We start from the raw sequence: 20,326 nt of genomic DNA, 5'->3' as shown, positions 1-20,326 counted from the left end.
CGGGGCCACCGGTACCCCGAGGGCCCCGGGCGGGACACCGGGGCACCGGCGGAAGTGCGGGGGTGTGCGTCAGGGTTGGGTCTGCCGCCACATCCAGGCGAGTTCCGGTACGGGTGGCGGGGTGTGGTCGTCCGGGTCCCACAGGGTGGGGGTGTCGGTGAGGACCAGCCGGGGCGCGGGGGCCGGTCCGGGTTCGGCAGCGGGGGCGGGGGCGGGTTCGGCGGCGGGGGCGGCGGCCCGGTAGCGGGAGCTGGTGAGATGCCACTCCAGGGTGGCGGGCAGCCAGTGGGGCAATGCCTTGGCGTAATGCGCGACGGCCGGACGGGGATCGGCCAGGAGCCGGGTCCGCAGCCGCAGCATGAGCCCCACCAGGCGCTCGTAGAGTTCCCAGACCTGGAGGGCCGCCTCGGTGACACCGACGCGGTGGGTCCGGGCGAGCAGCAGGACGAGGTTGGTGCTCTGCCCGGTGGGGCTCTCCTTGGTGAGGCTGCCGAGTTCGTTCAGCATGGCGGGGGCGAGAAAGGTGGCATGGGTGAACGCGCGTACGGCGGGTTCGGCGAGCATCGCGGAGGAGGCGGGCTGCCCGGCGCCGGGGCAGGTCATGGCGGCCAGGATGGAGGTGCCCAGCTTCGCCCATCGCATACGCAGCCACTCCCCCAGGCCGGGCGGGGTGGAGCGGTGCTGGAGGGCGTACTTCCACACCTGGCCCTGGTACCAGGAGAGCGCGGCGGCGCAGAACATCTGCCAGGCCTCGGGGGAGAGTCCGGGCCGGAGCACCTCCAGGGCGGCGCGCAGCACCCGCAGCCGGAGGTCGTCCGGCACCGGGACGCCCCCCGGTTCGTACTGGATACGACTGGCCTCGCCGACATGGGCGGTCACGGCGGCCAGATCGGGGGCGAGGGCGTCCAGATGGTCGTCCCAGAGGATGCCCCAGTAGTTGAAGCAGATGAAGCGGGTGAGGAAGTCCTCGGTGGTGTAGGGCATCCCGGCGCTGAAGAGATGACCCAGGCGGGTGTCCCCCTGCCCGGACGCCTCGGGCAGGGGGACCCCTTGCGACCTCAGCCACCGGGTGCCGTGGGCGTCCAGCTCCGCGGCCCCGTACGGATGGATCCGCAGCGGCACGGGACAGAAGATCTTCATATCGGTGAGCCGCAGCTTGGACCAGAGATCCGCGACGGCGGTGGTCTCCTGGCTGTCGGCGGTGGGGAAGCCGGCTATCCCGCTGGTCATGGTGGAGCGTCCTTTCCTGCGCCGGCCGGGACGGCGGGCCCGCCCCGGGCGTCCCCCCGGGCGTCCCCGGCCGGTGACCGGTCGCGGGTGGGTCGGCGGTCATGGGTGGGGCAGTCATGGGTGGGTCAGTGATCGCGACGGGTCGGCGGTCGCGGTGGGTCAGTGGTCGCGGTGGGTGGCCAGATGGACGAGGGCTTCGAGTTCGGCGCGGGGCCCCGGCTCGGGTCCGGCGAGCCGGAGATGGCGGAGGGCCTCGGCGCTGTGCCGGTCGCCCCAACGTTCGGTGACCCGCCGCGCCCCCGTCCGGGTGATCACCTCGGCGGCCGATCGGCAGTCCTCGTCGCTGAGCGGTGCGTCCCGGCGGTAGAGCGCGCGCAGCCGGGCCGTGTGCGGGGTCCGGTCGGCCAGGGCGACGGCGACCGGGAGGGAGATCTTGCGCCGCCGCAGGTCGGACAGGGCGGGCTTGCCCGTGACGGCGGGGTCGCCCCAGATGCCGAGCAGATCGTCGGCGCACTGGAAGGCGATACCGAGATGGTGGCCGAACGCCCGCAGATGGGCGGCGCGCTCGTCGGTGGCGTCGGCGGCGATGGCTCCCAGTTCGCAGGCGCAGGCCAGCAGCGCGCCGGTCTTGCCGGCGGCGACCGCCAGCACCTGTTCCTCGTCGGCGGCGGCCTCGCTCTCCAGCAGGGTGTCGAGGTATTCGCCCTCCACCAGCTCCCGTACGGTCGCCAGCAGGACGGGGACCGTACGGTCGGGCCGGGGCGCTTCGGTCAGGGCCTGTACGGCGGCGAAGAAGAGCGCGTCGCCCGCCAGGATCGCTGCGGGGACGCCCATGGCCTTCCACAGCGCCGGTCTGCCCCGCCGGACGGGGTCGCGGTCGATGATGTCGTCGTGGAGCAGGCCGGCGTTGTGCACCAGTTCGACGGCGACCGCCGCCGGGTGTGCGGCCTGTGCGGCGCCACCGGCCGCCCTACAGGCCAGCAGGGCCAGGGCGGGGCGGACGGCCTTGCCCGATGGCTGACCGGCCGAGGCCGCCCCCTGCTCGGTCCACCAGCCGAAGTGCACCCCGCAGGCATGCCGGATCTCCGTGGGCAGGCTTCCCACCAGCGAACGGAGCAGGGGCTCCGACACAGCGGCGGCCTGGTCCCGAATGGTCGTCCAGTCACGTGTTTCCCTCACGCCAGTCCCTCCCGGCCGGTCTCGACCATGCCACTGCCCCCGGTGGGATACACGCGCAACACGGGAGACGGGCTCAAAGCCGGGCGGGGTCACCCCACCGCATCCACCACCGACAGGTCCCCGTTGTCCGAAATACTGCTTGCGTCATCCGCCATCCGGGCTGTTCGTCCCGCGCGGTATGGACGTTCGGCCCGTGCGGGCCCCCGTTCCCGGGCCGAGACTGGGGGCGGGCGGTGCCACGGGTACCGCACCCACGCGAGACACGCGGAAGACCTGCGGAAGACACGTGGAAAGCACGCGGAAGAACGGAAGTGCTGTGATGAACGGTCCGGTCGTGGTCGGTGTGGACGGCTCGGAGTCGGCGCTCACCGCGGTGGAGGTCGCGGCCCGGGAGGCGCGGCTGCGCGGGGTGGGGCTCCATGTGGTGCACGCCTTCATCTGGCCGACGATGCATGTGTCCCTGGGCCCCTCCCCCTCCGGCCCGCGCGAGGGAGGGCTGCGCAACGCGGCCGAGCGCATGCTGGCCGACGGGGTCGCCCGGGCCCGGGAGACCGAGCCCGGGGTGGAGGTCACCGGGGATCTGGTGACCGGGGAGCCGCTGAGCGTGCTGGAGGCGCAGTCCAGGGACGCGTCCCTGGTGGTCGTCGGCAGCCGCGGGATGGGCGGGTTCATCGGGCTCCTGGTCGGATCGACGGCGGTGCATCTGGCCGCGCACGGGCGCTGCCCGGTGCTGGTGGTCCGGGGCGACGCACGGGCCTCCGGGCCCGTGGTGGTGGCGGTGGACGGCTCGCCGGAGTCCGACGCGGCGGTCGGGTTCGCCTTCGCCGAGGCGTCGGCGCGGGGCGCGGAGCTGGTCGCCGTGCACGCGTGGAACACCTGGACCGAGCGCGGGGACGACGACCCGGGACATCCGCAGAATCTGGTCGACGGGCTCGACCGGATCCGGGCGGGTGAGGAACGGCTGCTGGCGGAGGCACTCGCCGGGTGGCAGGACCGGCACCCGGATGTCACCGTCCACCGGCGGCTGGTGGAGCGGCGGATCCGTCAGGCACTGATCGCGGAGACCGAGAACGCGCAGCTCATCGTGATGGGTGCGCGCGGGCGCGGCGGCTTCACCGGGCTGCTCCTGGGGTCGGTGAGCCAGGCGCTGCTGCATCACGCGCACTGCCCGGTGGCGGTGGTACGGGGCGACAGGCCCTGATCCGCCCGGGCCGGCCGGTCGGGACCGGCCGGCCCATCCGTGCTCCACCCGTTCGGCTCGACCCGGCCCGGCAAAGGCGTACCCCCGCGGGGAGCGGGTAGCCGCATCCGTGGAAGGACACACATCGACGACAGGAGTCAGATCGTGTACGCCTCCAAGAGCCTGCCCCGGGCCGGTACCCACTCCCCCGCCCTCGCCACAGGGCTCGCGTTCCTCAGCCTGTTCTGCGGTGTGCTGGGCTTCTTCTTCCTCAGCCTCCTCATGGCGCCGCTCGCCGTCCTCACGGGGTATCTGGCCCTGCGCCAGGGGAACAGGACGGCCCCGGGGGACCGCCGCCGTACCACCGCGGCCAGGGCCGGGATCGTCCTCGGCGGCTCGATCCTGGTCATCTACGCCCTGCTCCTGGTCACCCGCGCCTGACCACCCGGCGCCGCCGCCCGCTTCCGGTGACCGCCCCCCGGCCGCACCGGCCGGGACAACCGGGGACGACCAGGGACGACACACCGTCCAACCATGCCGCGCCGCCGGGGAACCCGGTCTACCGTGCGGCCATGGTGCGGTACGGGGGAGCGACAGGTCCCGGCGGGGTCGTGGACGCGGCGGTACGGGCGGCGGCGGGGGCGGCCGGAGTCGACGAGTTCTTCGACGGGGTCCTGCGGGCGATGCGCCCGGTGCTCCGCTCCGAGGTCTGGGCGGGGGTCACCCTCGACCCCGACACCCTGATGAACACCGGCGGCCAGTACCGGCAGGCCGTTCCCCTCCGGTATCTGCCACGCATGCTGGACATCGAGTACCGCGAGGGCGATGTCAACGGGCTGGCCGAACTGGCCCGGCGGCCGGTGCCGGTGGGGGTGCTCGGCGAGGCGATCGGCGGGGTACGGGAGCGCAGCCCCCGGTACCGGGACATCATGCGCCCCCTCGGTCTCGCGGACGAACTGCGCTTCCTGCTGCGCGACCGGTACGGGGTCTGGGGCGCGCTGATGCTCGGGACCGGCCCGGACGACCCGCCGCCCGGGGAGCAGGCCAGGACCGTGGCCCGGTCGCTCGTCCAGCCGCTGGGGGACATCCTCCGCAGGCTGCATCTGACCCAGCGGGCCCGGTGCGCTGAGCCCGCGCCCGGGGCGGGCCCCGAGCTGCCCGCCCCCGCGCTGGTGCTGCTGGACGAGGAGTACACCGTCGTCCAGTCCAGCCCCACGGCCGGGATCTGGCTGGGCGAACTGCCCGCGCCCGGCGAGGGGTGCCCGGCGGACACGAGGGAGCCGCACGGTCACTGCGCCGACGAGGACAGCCGTGGTGCGCAAGGACCGGACGGATGGGCGGAGGGCACCCTTCCGCCCGCTCTCTACGCGGTCGCCGCGGCGGTGCGCGCCCCCGGCTCCCCCGGGTCCCTCACCTCCTGGGCGCACACCCGGGGCCGGGTCCGGGTCCGGCTGCACGCCTGGCGGCTGACGGGAGAGGGCCCCACCCGGGTCGCCGTCGCCGTCGAACCGGCCGGTCCGGGCGAGCACATCGCGCTGATCACGGCCGCCCACGGGCTCACCCCGAGGGAGGGCCAGATCGTGGCGCTGGTGCTGCGCGGCCACTCCACGGCGGAGATCAGCCGGATGGCCCGGCTCTCCCCGTACACCGTCCAGGAGCATCTGAAGTCGGTCTTCGACAAGACCGGGGTACGCAGCCGCCGTGATCTGGTGGCGACCCTCCTCGCCCACCGGACCGGGTCCGCACCGCTCCAGGCGGCGCCCGAACCACGGAGCAGTGTGAACCACGGAGCGGTATGAACCAGGGGAAGGAATGAACCACGGGCGCCCGCCATCCGTGTCCGCTGGGGAGAGCGGTCCGCAGACAGCCCCCTGAACGGCGGTTGCCCGATGCCCGTGAACGTGACGTTCGTCCAGTTCAGCGATCAGCTGCTCACCCCCCACGATCTCATGCGACGGTACTACCGCGAGGCGTACGCCACCATGCCCGGGTATGTGCTCCCGCCGCACTTCATGGAGATCCCCTACTGGATCCCGGTCATCGCCGGTCTGCTCCCGGACGAGGCGTACAGGAAATCCGTGTACATCGCGACCGACCAGGAGGAACTGGTCGCCCTGGGCCGTGACTCACCCCCCGGGACGGCCTTCCTCTTCTCCGTGATGGACACCAGCCTCGCCTATGTCCGCGACTTCGCCGACCGTGTCGACCGGCCGATCGTCCTCGGCGGCTACACCGACCCCCTCGACTTCGCCCACCATCCCCATGTGAGCTACTTGGCCGGGCTCCCGCACCTGCCCTCCGTCTTCCCCGGCGCCCGCACCTCCGCCACCCAGGACTACCGGCTCTTCACGGGGATGCGCTGCATCCCCCGCTTCAGCCTCAGCAGCGGCTGCTCCTTCCGCTGCGCCTTCTGCACCGTGCCCACCACGGTCACGCTCACCCCCGAGGACCGGGTACTGCGCGACGCCGACGCCCTCGACCCGCTCTCCTTCGAACTGGTATTCGTGGACGACAAGTCCTTCGGGGAGGCCAGGAACTGGCGCTCGCTGGGGGATGTCGGCAAGCGGCTCGCCGCCGACCACCCCGATTTCGCCGGCTTCATCGTGCAGACCCCGCCCTCCCTGGCCTGCCGGGACGGATATCTGGAGGAGTGGCGGGAGATGGGCGTCCGGTACATCGAGTTCGGCCTGGAGATCTGCGACGACCGCTGGCTGAAGCACCTCCGCAAACCCTTCCGGATGCGCCATGCCGACCGCGCCCTGGAGCTGGCCGCCGGACTCGGCATCCCGGTGGTCCCCAACCTCATCCTGGGCATCCCCGGCGCCGACTACACCGGGACCGTGGAGTGGATCACCCGTAACGCCGCCCACATCCCCGCCGTGAATGTGAGCTGGCTCGCCGTGCAGCACGGCAACGAACGCGGTGATCTGGGACTGCCCGCCCGCGACCGGGGCAACGGCGACCAGCAGTCCGACGACAAGACCTGGCTCTCCGAACGCGACCGGGAACACAGCTGGCAGGCGGTGCACGCCGTCTACGAGGCCACCGTCCCCGGGTTCCGCACCGACTCCCCGCCCACCGGCACCCCGGTGGTACCGGCATGACAGCGGGTCAGGGCCCGGACGACAGCGGCGGACTCCGGCTCCGCCCCCAGCCCGACATCGCCTCCCGGGTGCCCGCGCTGCGGCCCGTGGTGGAGGCGGCGCTCAGGACCGGCCCCTGCCGGATCACCCCCTGGCGGCAGGGCATGGACTTCGCCGTCCTGCGCGCCGAGGTCGCGGGAGGGCGGTACGCGCTGCGGATCCCCCTGCTGGAGACCACCCGCACCAGCTACGACGGATACACCGACTTCGCCGAGGTGATCGCCGGCGAGGTGGCGCTCCACCGGCATCTCACCGACGCCGGAGTGCCGGTGCCCCGGCTCCACGGCTGGGGCCGCCGCTCCGGGGACGTCCCCTCCTGGATGCTCATGGAGTACATCGAGCACGACCAGGTCACCGCCCTCGGCACCGGACAGCAGCGCTCGCTGGGACGGGTCGCCCGCTCCCTGCACGCGCTGCGGCCCGCCCCCGGGCCCGATCTCGCCGCGCTGCGCACGGCCGGACGGGCCCAGGCCCTGGTCCGGCGGGCGCTGGTCCGCTATCGCAGGGCCGCCCTGCACCATCCGCTGCCCGCGCCCCACCTCGTGGAACCGGTCCTGCGGAGCGCCTGCCTCGCCGCCACCGGCACCCGGGTGCTCCATATGGACCTGCGGCCGGAGAACCTCTGCTTCCGGGGCACCCGGATCACCGCCCTGCTCGATCTGTCCAACGCGCTCATCGGCCCGCCCGCCGCCGAACTGGGGCGGCTGTACGCGTACGGGCTGCTCACCCCGGCCTTTCTGGAGGGCTACCGGCAGAGCCCGGCCGCCACCCCCACCGGGGCCGGGGTGCCCGCGCTCCCCTCGGCCCGGGTCATCCGCGCCCATGCCGTCGACACCCTCGCCTGTCTGGTCGTGCTCGCCGCCGAGGAACTCGCCGACCCGGAGATGCTCCGGACCCAGGGCGACCGGCTCGCCACCGTCGCCCGCTCCCTGCTCGCGTGAGCCGGCCGGGCCCCGGCGGGCCCCTACGGCCGGAGACCCGGCTGCTCGTGGGCGGCCACGCCCTCTCCTCCTTCGGCAGCGGGCTGACCCTGGTCCTGGTCACGGTGGTGCTGTACGGGGACGGGGACGGCGGCCCCGGGGCGATCACCCGCTACTTCCTGGTCCTCGCGGGCGCCGGGGCCGCCGGACCCTGGGCGGCGCTGCGGGCCGTACGACGGCACCCCGCCGCCCCCGTCACCGCCCTGGCCCTGACCGCCCAGGCCCTGGGCATCGGCTGGCTGCCGTACGCGCCGGGGCCGGGCACCGCCCTGGTGTCGGCCGCGCTCTGCGGCGCCGGCGCGGGCGCCGCGTACACCTGTCTCACCCCGATGCTGGTGGCCGCCGAGCGCGGCGCCGACCCCGCGCGGGCCTTCGCGGCCCGCGCCATGGCGAACCACACCGGTCTGGCGGCCGGGGTGCTGCTCTCCGCCGTCGCGGCGGCCCGCCCCGGCGGCCCGGACCCGCTGGTCTTCCTGCTGGACGCGGCCACCTTCCTGGCCTTCGCCGCCCTGCTGCTCCGCCGCCGGGACCGCTTCCCCGGGCTGCCCGTCCCCCCGTCGGGCACACGGCGCGCGAGCACCGCCCTGCTGCGCCATCGGCCCTTCGCCGGACTGCTCGGCGCCCATCTGGCCTTTGTCCTCTTCGGTATGGCCCTGGTGGACACCGCCGTCCCGCTGCTCTTCATGGCCCGGCTGGAACAGCCGCCCTGGATGATGACCCTGCTGGTCGGGCTGCTGATGGGCGGCACGGTGGCCGGGACCCTGCCGGTCGCCCGGCTGCTGAGCCGGGTCGGGCCCACCCGCCGGCTGCCGCTGACCGGCGCCGCGGGCGGCACCGGGCATCTGCTGCTCGCCGCCGCCTCCCTGTTCACCGGTGCCTCGCGTACCGCCCTGCTGATCGTCGCGACCCTGCTCTTCGCCGTCACCACCTGTGCCTTCGGGGCCTGTTTCCAGCCACTGGTGTACACGGCCGTCGGCGCCGAGCGCTACACCGCCGCGACCGCGGTGATCTCCGCCTCGTACACCGCCGCCCTGCTGGTCGGTCCCCCGCTGGGGATCCTGCCGGTGATGTCCCTCCCCCCGGTGGTGACCTGTCTGATCTGGGCGGCCGGGCTGGCCGCCGTCGGCCCGCTGCCCGCGCTCGCCGCACGGCTGCCCGGCCCGCCGCGCCCGCCGGCCCCCGCCCCTCTGACCGCCGGCCCCCCGACCGCCGGACCCGGACCCGGCCCCGGCCCCGGTACGGCCTCCTGCCACGACGACGGGAAGGAACCACGGTGAGCGACTTCGACGCCGGCCCCCTGCGCGCGAGCGAGTACGAGGCGGCGGTGGCGCTGCTGGCGTACTCCTTCGGCACCGACGAGCGGGCCCGCGCCCTGCTGGACGGCGTTCCGCCGGAACAGGTCTTCACGGTGCGCCGGGGGGACACCCTCGCCGCCGTGGGACGCTGGGAGACGGCGACGGCCTGCCTCTTCGGGCTCCCCGTCCCCCTCGCGATCCAGGGCATGATCAGCGCCCATCCCGCGATGCGCCGCCGGGGCCTCCTCGTCCCGTTCGCCGAACGGATGCTGGGGATCCTGCGCGACCAGGGACTGGTCCTGGCGGGCTGGAAGACCGCCATCCCCCGCTGGTGGCAGGGGTTCGGCTGGGGACCGTGCGCCGCCGTCCACCGCTGGAGCGGCCTCCCGGGGGAGCTGCGCCCGATCCACGACCCCGCCGCCGGGGAGGCGGAACTGGCCCCCGCCGTCGCCGAACTGGACCGGCTGCACCGCACCTGGTCGGCCGGCCGCTTCGGCGCGCTGCTCCGGGACGGGGCGGAGTGGGCGGCGCTGCTGCGCCCCGGCCCCTCGGATGTGCGCCGGGACACCGCCCTGTGGCGCGGGCCCGACGGCACGGCCGAGGGGTACGTCCGCTACCGGCACACCCACACCGGACCGGTCGGGGAGAACCGGTACGAGCATCTCGCCCTGGTCGTGGACGAGTTGGCGGCGCTGACCCCCGGCGCCTATCTGGGGCTCCTCGGCTTTCTCTCCAACCACACCACCGCGCCCGCCTTCCGCTGGGACGCCCCGGTGGACGACCCGCTGTCGACCGTCGTCCGCGAACCCCGGGCGCTCCAGCCCCGTACCGTCGTCGGCGGACGGGTGCTGCGGGTGGTCGACACCTCCCGGCTCACCCTGCCCGCCGGGCCCGGCTCCGCGGCGGCGGAGGGGCTGCGGCTCACCGTCGCGGACGACCTCGGGCCGTGGAACCGGGGCCCCTGGCAGGTCGAACGGGACGGGCCGGTGCTCCGGCTGGTCCCGGTGCCGGAGCGGGAGTCGGCCCCGGCGGTACGGATCGCCGCCCTGGCCTGGGGGCCGCTGGTGGCCCGGTATCTCACCGTCGAACAGGCGCTGCTCTGCGGGCTGCTGTCGGTGCCGGACACGGCGGCCCGGGAGCGGCTGACCGCGCTGCTGCCGCCCGCCCCGGCGCCGTACTGCCCGGACGAGTGGTGAGCGGAACGGCCGCGCCGGTACGGGGAGATGACGCCCCGGGGCCCTCCGGAGCCTCGGGATCCCGCGGTGCTTCGGGCCCTGCGGGGCTCCGGACGGGGGGGGTGACCGGGGCTCTGCCATGCTGACGCCATGTCGACCACAGAGCGCGCGCCGGGCCCCATAGGGCCGGACGCCCCCGCCAGGATAGCCAGGCCGCTACTGACCCAGTCATGGCTGGATCTCGCCTTTGTCCACTGGGCCGTCGACCCCGGCCAGGTGGCCGGGCTGCTGCCGGCCGGGACCGTTCCGGATGTCTTCCAGGGAACCACCTATGTCGGTCTGGTCGCCTTCCGGATGCACCGCGTCGGCTGGTTCCGCCTGCCCGGGGTCCCCTATCTCGGCTCGTTCCCGGAGACCAACGTACGCCTCTACTCGGTGGACTCCCACGGCCGGCGCGGGGTGGTGTTCCGGTCGATGGACGCCTCCCGGCTGCTGCCGGTGGTCATGGGACGGGCGGGGTTCCGGCTGCCGTATGTGTGGTCCCGGATGTCCCTGCGGCACAGGGGCGACACCGTCGTCTACACCAGCTCCCGGCGGTGGCCCGGACCGCGCGGCGCGAGCACCCGGCTCGCCGTGCGGCGGGGCGAACGGATCGAGGAGCCGACGGAGTTGGAGCACTTCCTGACCGCCCGGTGGGGGCTGCACACCGCCGTCCCCGGCGGTGTGGCCTTCCTCCCGAACGACCATCCGCGCTGGCCGCTGTACCGGGCGCGGCTGGTCGAGTGCCAGGACGGTCTGGTGGCGGCGGCGGGGCTGCCCGCACCGAGGGAGGAGCCGGTGAGCGTGCTGTACTCACCGGGTGTCCCGGTCCGTCTCGGCCGCCCCGACCGCCGCCCGCCCACCGGCTCCCGGACGGCGTCAGCGAGTGATTCCGGTATGGCCTGAGACCCAGGCGCGGTACCGGGCGACATCGGAGTAGACCCCGGGGTAGCCCGGCCGGGCACAGCCGTAACCCGAGGAGACGATGCCGACGAGGACCCCGGCGGGGGTGGCCGCGGGACCGCCCGAGTCGCCCTGGCAGGCGTCCTTGCCGCCCTGGGGGAGACCCGCGCAGAGCGCGCCGGGGGCGAGCGGACCGTACGCCCGCTCGCAGTCCGCGCGGGCCACGGTCGGGACCTCGACGGACTGGAGATGGGCGGGGCTCGGGCCGCCCTCGGAGAGCGCGCCCCAGCCGGAGACCCGGACGGTGGTCCCGGCGGGCGGTGTCACCGCGGCGAGCGGGGCGCGGCGGATCGAGGGGCCCAGCGGCAGCGGTTCGGCGAGCCGGAGCAGGGCCACGTCGTCGCGGAGGGGCGCGGCGCCGAAGCCGGGGTGGGTGATGATCCGGGTGATCCGGCGGGTCGTGCCGCCACTGGTGGTGTAGGTGCTGCCCGCGCGGGCGGTCAGGGCGTCGGGCGGGGTGCCGTGGACACAGTGGGCGGCGGTGAGGAGCCAGCCGACGCCGACGATCGCCGCGCCACAGAAGGGGGTGGAGCCGCGCCGGAGGGAGACCGTGTAGGGCACCTTGTCGACGGTGGTGTTCCCGCCTCCGACGATGGTGGTGCCGGGCCCCGGGTCGATGACCGTCGCCGGGGCGGTGGCGGTCGCCGGGGTGGTGGTGCCGAGGAGGGTGAGCAGGACCGCGCCGGCCAGGGTGAGCGCCGATGTCCTGCCGCGGGCCCGGGGGCCGTGCCATAAGGGCCATAAGGACCATAAGGACAACACCGTTGTGCCTCCTGAGGAGTCGAGAATGGTTCAGGGGCGGGGCGCGGGACCGGCCGGGAAGGCCGGCCCTCACTGGCGTGTCCATGCTGAAGCCACCGGGCGGCCAGGGGAAGGGGCGGGCGGGCCCGTGCTCAGGAGGGCGCGCCCCCGGCGGTGAGCAGGTCCAGAGTCGCGGGGTGGGGGCCGCCGAGCGCCCATTCCCGGGGGGTGCGGCCCGTGCCCTGGTCCTCGCGGCGGTGGGGATCGGCGCCGTACGCCAGCAGGGCGCGTACCGACTCCGTATGCCCCCAACAGGCCGCCGCGCACAGGGGGGTGCCCTCGGAACCGGGTCCGCTGCTCTCGGCGTCGGGGGCGGCACCGGCCGCCAGGAGCAGCCGGACGATGCCGGCCTCGCCGTTCACGGCTGCCGTGTAGAGGGGCGTGGCGCCGTCCCGGTCGGCCAGGCCGGGATCGGCTCCGGCACGCAGCAACCTTCGCGCCCGGGGGACGTCGCCGCCCAGGATCGCCGCGAAGAGGTGTCGGGAGAGCTTCTTGCGTCGCCGGTGGTTCATGGGGCACGAGATTAGTGAACGGCCGCGCCCGCACGGTAGGCGCTGGGGCTGGTGCCGTGGACGCGTTTGAACGCCGAGCTGAAGCCGAAGGCGTCCGCGTAGCCGACCCGGCGGGCGACGGTCGCGATCGTCGTGGTGGACCCGCTCAGCAGATCGGCGGCGAGGGCCATCCGCCAGTCGGTGAGATAGGTGAGGGGCGGCCGGCCCACCAGCCGGGCGAACCGCTCGGCCAGGGTGGTGCGGGAGGCTCCCGCCTCGGCGGCCAGGGCGGCGAGGGTCCAGGGCCGTTCGGGCGCGGCGTGCAGGGCGCGGAGGGCCGGGCCGACGATGTCGTCGGCGAGCGCGCCGAGCGGTCCCGGCGGCGGGGAGCCGGGCCGGTCGAGCCATTCCCGCAGGGTGCAGACGAGCAGCCAGTCGAGCATCCGGTCCTGGACGATCTGCTGCGCCGGCGGGAAGCCGCCCGCCTGGGAGTCCAGGAAGCCCAGGACGGGAGAGCAGTTGTCGTCTCCCCCTGTGCGACCGGTCATCACCAGCACCGGCGGGAGCACCGCGAGCAGCCGCCGGGCCACCTCGGTGCCCACCCGGTAGGTTCCGATGACCAGCGTGGCGGGAGCGGCGGAAGGGCTTCCGGCGGCCGGGGGCCGGTCGGTGAGGACCGCGACGGGCGGCCGGTCGGCGCGGACGGCGGTCCCGGGGCCCAGGACGACCAGGGCGTCACCGGCGCGCAGGGGCCGCGACTCCCCGCCGTCGCCGGGGGTGAACCAGCCCTCGCCGTGGAGGGGTGCGACCAGGGTCAGGTCCGCGTCACCGGGGAGCGGCAGCCGCCACGGCGGCGACAGTTCCCGCCTGTTGAGGCCGGCGCCGTCCGTGCGGATGCCGCGGAGCAGTTCGTCGTACGGGTCCATGCTCCCCCAACAGCCTGGACGATCGGACATGTTCCCCGGACGGCGGAGCATGGGCCTGCTCCCAGTGGGGCGGTTGACTCTCCGTCATGACACATGACGACGACACGATTCTCGTTCTGGGCGGTACGGGCAAGACCGGCCGGCCCCTGGTCCGGACCCTGCGGGAGGCGGGACGGCGGGTACGGGCCGCCTCCCGTGGGGGCGGGACCCGCTTCGACTGGTTCGACCGGAGCACCTGGGCGCCCGCGCTGGAGGGGGCGGCGGCGGTGTATCTCGTCGCCCCCGGGGATCCGGAGCCGGTGCCGGACTTCGTCCAGCAGGCGGAACAGGCGGGGGTACGGCGCTTCGTGGTGCTGTCCGGACGCGGGATCGACCAGCTGCCGACGACCATCTTCCGGGGCATGGCCGCCGCCGAACGGGCCGTACGGGCCTCCGGTGCGCGGTGGACGATCCTCCGGCCGAACAACTTCGACCAGAACTTCGACGACCCGGCCATCTGGGGTCCGCAGATCCGGGCTGGGCGGCTGGCCCTGCCGACCGGCTCGGTGCCCGATCCCTTCATCGACACCGAGGACGTCGCGGAGGTCGCGGCGGCGCTGCTGACCTCGGACGGCCATGCGGACAGCCATCACGGGGAGAGCTACGACCTGTCCGGGCCGCGTCCGGTCGCCTTCGGGGAAGCGGTGGAGATCCTGGCGAGGGCCGCCGGGCGGCCGGTCGACTTCGTGGAGCTGACCCCGGCGGAGTACCGCGCGGAGCTGCGCGGGGCGGACCTCCCCGAGGAGTTCGTCCATGAGCTGGACACCCTCTTCGAGGGGCTGCGCACCGGCCTCCACACCAAGCCCGGGGACGGGGTCCAGCGGGTGCTGGGGCGCGAACCCCGGGACTTCGAGAGCTATGCCGCCCGCACGGCGGCGGCGGGCGCCTGGTCCTGACGCCTCGCGGTCCGGGCGGTCCGGGCGGTCCGGGCGGTCCGGGCGGTCCGGGCGGCGGAGTGTTCGCCGTCCTCGCGCGCCGGACGCGGTGGAGCCCCGCCCCAGGACGACGGGCGGGGCTCCGCCGACGGCACGGAGGGCTCAGGTCACCGGCGCGGGCTCCGTCACCCGGACCGGGGCCGTGTCCGGGGCGGCGTGGCGGGCGGCCCAGTTCTCCAGCGCCACCCGGCAGGCGTGGTCCACATGGTGCAGCCGGGTCAGATCCAGCTCCACCGGCCGGCCCTGCGGCAGGGCCTCCAGGGTGTCCAGGATCTTCGGCAGCCGCAGGAAGGTCGCGTTGCCGCTGAGCTGGACCCGGATCGGGCCGGTGGCCCCCGGGTCCCGGGCCGTCCGCGGATCGAGGATCCGCAGCCGCACCGCGGACGTCTCCCACGCCGTCTTGGCCACGGACAGCGCCAGCCCGATGAGCACCCCCTCGAACATGTTCACCAGGACGATCGACACCGCCGTGACGACCAGGATCAGCGCCTCGCCCCGGTGGTCCCGCCACAGCGCGCCGAACCGCCCGAACGGCAACAGCTTCCAGCCCGCGTGGATCAGGACACCCGCGAGCGCGGGCAGCGGGATCAGGGCCAGCGCGCCCGGCAGGGCGGCGGCGAAGAGCAGCAGCCACACCCCGTGCAGCACCCGGGAGGCGCGGGTCCGCGCGCCCGCCCGTACATTGGCCGAGCTGCGGATGACGACCGCGGTCATCGGCAGCGCCCCGAGGAGGCCGCAGACCGTGTTGCCCGCGCCCTGGGCCATCAGCTCCTGGTCGTAGCGAGTGCGCGGCCCGTCGTGGAGCCGGTCGACGGCGGCGGCGCCGAAGAGGCTCTCGGCGGAGGCGATCAGGGCGAAGGCGAGCACCGTCCCGAGGACCGCGGGGCTCAGCAGCCCGCCGAAGGCGTCGGCGCCCGGCGGCCGGACGGCGTCGAGCAGTCCGTGCACCTCGACCGTGGCCACCGGCAGCGAGCAGACCAGCGACACCGCGGTCGCCAGCACCACCGCGCCGAGGGCGGCCGGGACGGCGCGGACCGGGCGGGGCAGCCTGCCCCACACCACCAGGACCAGCACGGTCCCGGCGCCCACCGCCAGGGAGGCCGGGCCCGCCGTGTCACCGAGGGCGGCGGCCGCCGCCGAGGGCAGCCCCGCCAGCTTGTCCGGGCCGGACGCGGGGGCCTCCTGGCCGGCCGCCGCGTACAGCTGCCCCGCGATGATGACCAGTCCGATGCCCGCGAGCATGCCCTCCACCACGGAGACCGAGATCGCGCGGAACCAGCGGCCCAGCCGCAGGGCGCCCATGACCAGCTGGAGCACTCCGGCGGCGAGGACGATCACCCCGAGCATCGGCAGACCGTGCTCGCGCACCGCCTCGAAGACCAGGACGGTCAGCCCGGCGGCGGGGCCGGAGACCTGGAGGGTGGAACCGGGGAGCAGCCCGGTGACGATCCCTCCCACGATCCCGGTGATCAGGCCGAGTTCGGCGGGGACGCCGGAGGCGACCGCGACCCCGACACAGAGGGGCAGCGCGACCAGGAAGACCACCAGCGAGGCGGCGATGTCCTGGCGCGGTACGGGAAAACGGCTCGGGAATCGGCTCGGGAATCGGCCCGGGGGACGCTTCCCCGGCGGGGCGGTCACGGCGGCGCTCACAGGGCGGTGAAGGTGTCGGTGCCGCCCCGGTGGGCGAGTACGGTCCCGGTGTGCACCTCGTAGTACCAGCCGTGCAGCCGGACCCCGTGCCGCCGGACACACGGGTACGAGCGCAGGCGCAGCACCTGGGTCAGGACATGGTGGTGCACCGCGCGGGCCACGGCGGGGTCGTCGGCGTCGGCCGCGTCCGGGGCGCCCGGGGCGCCGGCGGCGTGGGCCAGCCAGTCCCGTACGGCGGGCACGGCGCTCAGATCGTCGCCGCGTACCAGCGCGCCGACCGCGCCGCAGTGGGAGTGTCCGCAGACGACCACCTCACGGATGCCGAGCACATCGATGGCGTACTCGATGGTCGCCGCCTCGGACGACGGCGTTCCGGGGGTGTACGGGGGGACGATGTTGCCCGCCGTGCGCAGTTCGAACAGTTCGCCGGGGCGGGCGCCGGTGATCAGTGAGGGGATCACGCGGGAGTCGGAGCAGGTGATGAAGAGGGCCTGCGGCGCCTGGCCCCGGGCCAGCTCCGCCAGTTCGTGGGAGCGGTCGGCGGAGCGGGCGAAGGAGCGGGCGTGGTCGATGAAGGTCTGCAAGTCGGTTCCTCCTGGCGCGCCCCGAGCGGGGGCGCGTCGTGCTGTCCGTGGGGGGTGGGGGAGGACGGCAGCGCGGAGTGCGTGCGCGGATCCGTCCGGGCCCGCTCAGCAGCGGAAGACCTGGAGGTACGCGATTCTGGCCCCGGCCCGGGAGGGCAGGGCGCCGGCCGGCCGCGACCGGGGCCGTACGGGCGTACGCGTGGGGAGCGCACGGGGTCCGGCCGGGGCCCGCCCCCGGGGCGGCCGCCGCCGGGACCGGGCCCGCTCGGTGACCCGGTGGCGGGGTGACTCCTCCTTCGGCCGCTCCGCCTCGACACAGCCCGGGGCCTCGGAGACGGCCCGTGGCGCGGCGGCCGCGTGTGCGGGTGCCAACACCCCGGGAGCGGCGAGGAGCAGAGCGGCCAGCAGGGCACCCCAGAGCCCAATGTTCCCCGTCCGGGCGCTGCTGCCTGGGAACATGGGAACTCCCTCGGGGTGCGGTCGGGGAGGCGCACGGTCGCGCCGGGTGATGATCACGAACGTAACCGGCCCACTTGTTTGCCAGGTGAACACCTCGTGGTCGGTCCATGAAGACGGCCCGGTCGTCCGGTGGGGACCGGGGCCCGCCCGGCCCCGGCCGTGCCGCTACGATGCGCCGAACACCTGTCCGTACACGGGGGTATGCCCATGCTCGGTCCCGTTCTGCTGCTGGCGCTCGGCGTCGTCGTCGTGGCGACGGCCTGGGCGCTCTCCACCTGGCGCCCCCGCCCGCGCTGGGCCCGTCGCCGGGGCCGGGGCTGTCCCGGCTGCGGCGGCTCCCGGGTCAGGACGGTGGTGAGCGACGACCGGCTGAACGGGATGCTGGAGTGCCGCTCCTGCCCCCGGGTGTGGGACCCGGCGGACCACCGGGGCTGACCGGAGCCGGCCGGGGCCGGAGCGGCGGCCGTGAGCGGATGCCGGGCCCGGCGCGGATGAGCGGATTTATCCGGTGGGCCGGGGCACGGGCGCCGCGTAGGGTCCCGGCCTGTGAGACACCGTATGAGAATCCACCGGGTGCGGCTGGGCGCCGACACGTACCGGGTGGTGCGCCCGGACCGGCCCGCCGCCGGGGCCCATCTCCATGAGCGGGAGGTGGCGGAGTTGTACGCCGACGGGGAGGCGGCGCACCAGCTCGCCGTCGCCTGGGCGCTGGCGGCCCGTTCGCCCCGTTCGCTGATCCATCTGCCGATGCGGGGGAACGCCGCTCCCCCGGGGCTGCCCCTGGCGCCGGGCGAGTCGGCGGAGCCGCTCGATCTGGTGCTGGTCCACCACCGGCTGGGCTTTCCCCCCTCCCGGTGGAAGGCGGTGCGGGCCCGGCTGGGCGCCGGGGTGCCGCACACCGTACGGCTCCCGCCGGGCGATCTGCCGCCGACGGACGCGGAGCCGGAACCCCGTCTGTACGACCGGGAGTTCCGGGACCATCTCGGCTTCGCCCGGGCGGCGGGCACGGTGTTCGTCATCGGCAGTGCCACCGCCTTCCGCCGCACCGGGGCGGCGATACGGGAGCTGACCACGGCGGAGCGCACCCCGGGGGCGGACGGGCCCGTCCATCTCTGCGCGGAGCTGGACGCGGCGCCCCACCGGCTGCGGCGGACCCGCCGGGGGGAGACGACGACGCTGCACATCCAGTACCACGACGCATGGCGGGCGGCCTGACACAGCACTCCCGTAACGGAAACCCCTGGGGCGTAACGGAAACCGCCGGGGTGTACTAGCGGTACACCCTCTCGGTGCGTACACTCGTTCTCGTGACTCCTCCCCTTCCCCGTTTCCACCGCCTGCCACCCGAACGCCAGGAGGCGATCCTGGCCGTGGCCCGGCGGCACTTCGCCGAACAGGGCCCGCAGGACGCCTCGTACAACAAGATCATCGAGGCGGCGGGCATGTCGAAGACCGCCGCGTACCACTACTTCGACGGCCGTGAGGATCTGCTCACGGCCGTGCTCGAAGATGTCCTCGCCCGGCTGCTGAGGACCCTCGGCGGCTGGTCCCCCGCCCCGGACCGGGACGCCTTCTGGGCCCGGCTGGAGACGGGTACGGACGCGCTGGCCCGGCACCTGGGCGACCACCCCGACGATCTGGCCCTCGCCGGGGCGGCGCTCGCCCAGGAGGAGGGCGCGGCCTGGCGGGGCTGGTTCACCGCGCTGATCGCCGACGGACGGCGGCTCGGGATCATCCGTACCGACATCGACGCCGAACTGATGGCCTCGGCCACCGCCGGGGTGCTGCGGGCGGCGGACGCATGGGCGCTCACCGTCCTGGCGGCGGGCGGCGAGCCCGACCGCGCCCCGGTGTGGAGCCTGCTGCGCGGACTCTGGGGACCGGAACCGCGGGAGGCCGGCGATGCGCGCTGAACCCTCCGCCCACACCGTCGACTGGGAGATACCCCCGACGCCGGACGGCATGGCGGGCCGGCTGGAACGGTTCATGGGGCCGGGAAAGACCCGCGCCGAGAGCGCGGTGGAGATGGGCGGCGGCGCCCTGTGCGCGGCCCTGCTCCTGGCGGGGCTCTGGTCGCCGGCCGGCTCCGGGCTGCGTGAATCCTGGTCCACCGTGCAGCTGATCGTGGTCGTCCTCGCCGGTCTCGACCTCATCGGCGGGATCATCACCAACGCGACCAACGCGGCCAAGCGGTGGTACCACCGCCCCGCCCCGGGGACCCGCCGGGCACGGCTCCTCTTCGTCGGGGCCCATCTCGCCCATCTCGCGGTGCTGGGCCTGGTGGTCCTGGACGGCGACCTCGGCTGGGTCCTCGGCAACGCCGCGCTGCTGCTCGCCGGGGCGGTGGCGGTGGAGTACTCCCCCGTCCCGCTCGCCCGGCCGGTGGCGGTCACGGTCTGGACGGCGGCGGTCCTGGTCAATCTGTTCTGGCTGTCGGTGCCGCTCGCCCTGCTCTGGTTCGCGCCGCTCTTCCATCTGAAGCTGCTGGTCTGCCATCTCGTCCCCGAGGCGCCGCTGGGCCGGACCGATGGCTGACCCGGACGGCGGGCCCCTGCTGGACGACTCCGCGTCGCCCGAGGTCTGCCGGGCCGTCCTGGCACCGGCGTTCGCCCGGGAGCCGGCCACCCGCTGGATCTGCGGCGACTCCCGCGCCGTGCGGGAGCGGTGGTTCGCCGCCACCCTCGCCACCCAGGCGACCCTGCCCGGCGGGCGGCGGACCGTCCTCGGCGGCGCCTCGGGGGAGCCGGTCGCCGCCGCGGTGCTGACACCCCCGCACACCGAACCCTCGCTCCGGGCCCGGGCGAGCTGGGCGCTGGGGACCGTACGCCACTGCGGCCCCACGGCGACCGCCCGTACGCTGCGCTATCTGCGGGCCGCCGAACCGCAGGCGCCGCCCGGGGCATGGACCCTGGAGTTCCTCGGCGTCCTCCCGGAGCAGCGGGGACGGGGCTCGGCACGGCTCCTCCTCGACCATGTCCTGGACACCCTCCCGGCGCCCGGCGGGGTCTTCCTCACCACCGCGGACCCCGCCAACGAGACGCTGTACCACCGCTTCGGGTTTCTGACGCTCCGGCACCTCACCACCGGCCCGCTGACCATCGCCGCGATGCTGCGGCCGGGGGCCGCGACGGGTGACACCGCGTGATACCCACGCCCGGCACGGACGATCGGGCCGTACCGCCCCCGTGAGGGCCGGCCGGGAGCGGGCCGGCCGACGCCCCGTCGGCGGGGCCGAACCCCTGGTGGGAGCGGGT

At 74.9% G+C, this 20,326-nt stretch carries 22 protein-coding genes; 14 read left to right on the top strand and 8 right to left on the bottom strand.

Annotated elements, in window-relative coordinates; genetic code table 11:
* Positions 1-69: 69 nt before the first annotated feature.
* Positions 70-1,230 carry a terpene synthase family protein gene (locus ABT354_RS17875; RefSeq protein WP_351494682.1) on the bottom strand — a complete coding sequence of 387 codons (1,161 nt, stop codon included), beginning with the start codon at positions 1,228-1,230 and terminating at the stop codon, positions 70-72.
* A 159-nt stretch (positions 1,231-1,389) separates the two neighbouring features.
* Entirely contained in the window at positions 1,390-2,409 is a 1,020-nt protein-coding gene (locus ABT354_RS17870) for a polyprenyl synthetase family protein (protein WP_351494680.1), read from the bottom strand.
* Positions 2,410-2,728: 319 nt separating this feature from the next.
* On the opposite strand from ABT354_RS17870, the gene ABT354_RS17865 reads away from it, so the two are divergent.
* From ABT354_RS17865 to ABT354_RS17830, 8 genes are all read left to right on the top strand, one after another.
* Positions 2,729-3,610: a universal stress protein gene (locus ABT354_RS17865; RefSeq protein ID WP_351494677.1), complete on the top strand. Its 882-nt coding sequence runs from the start codon at positions 2,729-2,731 to the stop codon at positions 3,608-3,610.
* A 144-nt stretch (positions 3,611-3,754) separates the two neighbouring features.
* Positions 3,755-4,030: a DUF4190 domain-containing protein gene (locus ABT354_RS17860; RefSeq protein ID WP_351494675.1), complete on the top strand. Its 276-nt coding sequence runs from the start codon at positions 3,755-3,757 to the stop codon at positions 4,028-4,030.
* A gap of 131 nt (positions 4,031-4,161) precedes the next feature.
* Positions 4,162-5,388, top strand: a complete 1,227-nt coding sequence (locus tag ABT354_RS17855) for a helix-turn-helix transcriptional regulator (protein WP_351494673.1) — start codon at positions 4,162-4,164, stop codon at positions 5,386-5,388.
* Positions 5,389-5,478: 90 nt separating this feature from the next.
* Positions 5,479-6,693, top strand: a complete 1,215-nt coding sequence (locus ABT354_RS17850; protein WP_351494671.1) for a radical SAM protein — start codon at positions 5,479-5,481, stop codon at positions 6,691-6,693.
* A complete protein-coding gene (locus tag ABT354_RS17845) occupies positions 6,690-7,673 on the top strand; it encodes a phosphotransferase family protein (protein ID WP_351494669.1) in 984 nt (327 codons plus the stop codon). The genes ABT354_RS17850 and ABT354_RS17845 overlap by 4 nt, the downstream gene beginning before the upstream one ends.
* Complete coding sequence (locus ABT354_RS17840) at positions 7,670-8,989, top strand: MFS transporter (RefSeq protein WP_351494667.1); 1,320 nt, start codon at positions 7,670-7,672, stop codon at positions 8,987-8,989. The genes ABT354_RS17845 and ABT354_RS17840 overlap by 4 nt, the downstream gene beginning before the upstream one ends.
* Positions 8,986-10,203, top strand: coding sequence for a GNAT family N-acetyltransferase (locus ABT354_RS17835; RefSeq protein WP_351494665.1), 1,218 nt, complete (start codon positions 8,986-8,988; stop codon positions 10,201-10,203). Before ABT354_RS17840 ends, ABT354_RS17835 begins: the two co-directional genes overlap by 4 nt.
* Before the next feature lie 129 nt (positions 10,204-10,332).
* Complete coding sequence (locus ABT354_RS17830) at positions 10,333-11,127, top strand: YqjF family protein (RefSeq protein ID WP_351494663.1); 795 nt, start codon at positions 10,333-10,335, stop codon at positions 11,125-11,127.
* Here ABT354_RS17830 and ABT354_RS17825 read toward each other — a convergent pair.
* The 3 genes from ABT354_RS17825 to ABT354_RS17815 all read right to left on the bottom strand — a co-directional run bounded on the left by ABT354_RS17825 (position 11,101) and on the right by ABT354_RS17815 (position 13,402).
* Positions 11,101-11,946, bottom strand: a complete 846-nt coding sequence (locus ABT354_RS17825) for a serine protease (protein ID WP_351494661.1) — start codon at positions 11,944-11,946, stop codon at positions 11,101-11,103. The genes ABT354_RS17830 and ABT354_RS17825 overlap by 27 nt on opposite strands.
* A 131-nt stretch (positions 11,947-12,077) precedes the next feature.
* On the bottom strand, positions 12,078-12,497 hold the full coding sequence (locus tag ABT354_RS17820) for an ankyrin repeat domain-containing protein (RefSeq protein WP_351494659.1): 420 nt from the start codon (positions 12,495-12,497) through the stop codon (positions 12,078-12,080).
* 11 nt (positions 12,498-12,508) lie between these two features.
* Positions 12,509-13,402 carry an AraC family transcriptional regulator gene (locus ABT354_RS17815; protein ID WP_351494657.1) on the bottom strand — a complete coding sequence of 298 codons (894 nt, stop codon included), beginning with the start codon at positions 13,400-13,402 and terminating at the stop codon, positions 12,509-12,511.
* Positions 13,403-13,488: 86 nt separating this feature from the next.
* On the opposite strand from ABT354_RS17815, the gene ABT354_RS17810 reads away from it, so the two are divergent.
* Positions 13,489-14,337 carry an NAD(P)H-binding protein gene (locus ABT354_RS17810; RefSeq protein ID WP_351494655.1) on the top strand — a complete coding sequence of 283 codons (849 nt, stop codon included), beginning with the start codon at positions 13,489-13,491 and terminating at the stop codon, positions 14,335-14,337.
* Between the two features lie 141 nt (positions 14,338-14,478).
* Here the strand turns inward: ABT354_RS17810 and ABT354_RS17805 are convergent, their stop codons facing one another.
* From ABT354_RS17805 to ABT354_RS17795, 3 genes are all read right to left on the bottom strand, one after another.
* A complete protein-coding gene (locus tag ABT354_RS17805; RefSeq protein WP_351494864.1) occupies positions 14,479-15,936 on the bottom strand; it encodes a SulP family inorganic anion transporter in 1,458 nt (485 codons plus the stop codon).
* Positions 15,937-16,025: 89 nt separating this feature from the next.
* A complete protein-coding gene (locus ABT354_RS17800; protein ID WP_351494653.1) occupies positions 16,026-16,613 on the bottom strand; it encodes a carbonic anhydrase in 588 nt (195 codons plus the stop codon).
* A gap of 105 nt (positions 16,614-16,718) precedes the next feature.
* Entirely contained in the window at positions 16,719-17,072 is a 354-nt protein-coding gene (locus ABT354_RS17795) for a hypothetical protein (protein ID WP_351494651.1), read from the bottom strand.
* Positions 17,073-17,279: 207 nt separating this feature from the next.
* Here ABT354_RS17795 and ABT354_RS17790 point away from each other — a divergent pair, with 207 nt between their 5' ends.
* The 5 genes from ABT354_RS17790 (at position 17,280) to ABT354_RS17770 (ending at position 20,217) form a co-directional block, all read left to right on the top strand.
* Complete coding sequence (locus ABT354_RS17790; protein ID WP_351494649.1) at positions 17,280-17,507, top strand: hypothetical protein; 228 nt, start codon at positions 17,280-17,282, stop codon at positions 17,505-17,507.
* A gap of 111 nt (positions 17,508-17,618) precedes the next feature.
* The gene (locus ABT354_RS17785) at positions 17,619-18,287 is read left to right on the top strand and encodes a hypothetical protein (protein WP_351494647.1); all 669 of its coding nucleotides are present in this window, start codon (positions 17,619-17,621) and stop codon (positions 18,285-18,287) included.
* A gap of 92 nt (positions 18,288-18,379) precedes the next feature.
* Positions 18,380-18,985 carry a TetR/AcrR family transcriptional regulator gene (locus tag ABT354_RS17780; RefSeq protein WP_351494645.1) on the top strand — a complete coding sequence of 202 codons (606 nt, stop codon included), beginning with the start codon at positions 18,380-18,382 and terminating at the stop codon, positions 18,983-18,985.
* Positions 18,975-19,607: a hypothetical protein gene (locus tag ABT354_RS17775; RefSeq protein ID WP_351494642.1), complete on the top strand. Its 633-nt coding sequence runs from the start codon at positions 18,975-18,977 to the stop codon at positions 19,605-19,607. The genes ABT354_RS17780 and ABT354_RS17775 overlap by 11 nt, the downstream gene beginning before the upstream one ends.
* Positions 19,600-20,217, top strand: a complete 618-nt coding sequence (locus ABT354_RS17770; protein ID WP_351494640.1) for a GNAT family N-acetyltransferase — start codon at positions 19,600-19,602, stop codon at positions 20,215-20,217. The genes ABT354_RS17775 and ABT354_RS17770 overlap by 8 nt, the downstream gene beginning before the upstream one ends.
* Positions 20,218-20,326 lie beyond the last annotated feature (109 nt).

The organism is Streptomyces sp. NPDC000594 (assembly GCF_040299965.1).
Taxonomy (GTDB): domain Bacteria; phylum Actinomycetota; class Actinomycetes; order Streptomycetales; family Streptomycetaceae; genus Streptomyces.
This window is presented reverse-complemented; position numbering and strand designations above follow the sequence as displayed.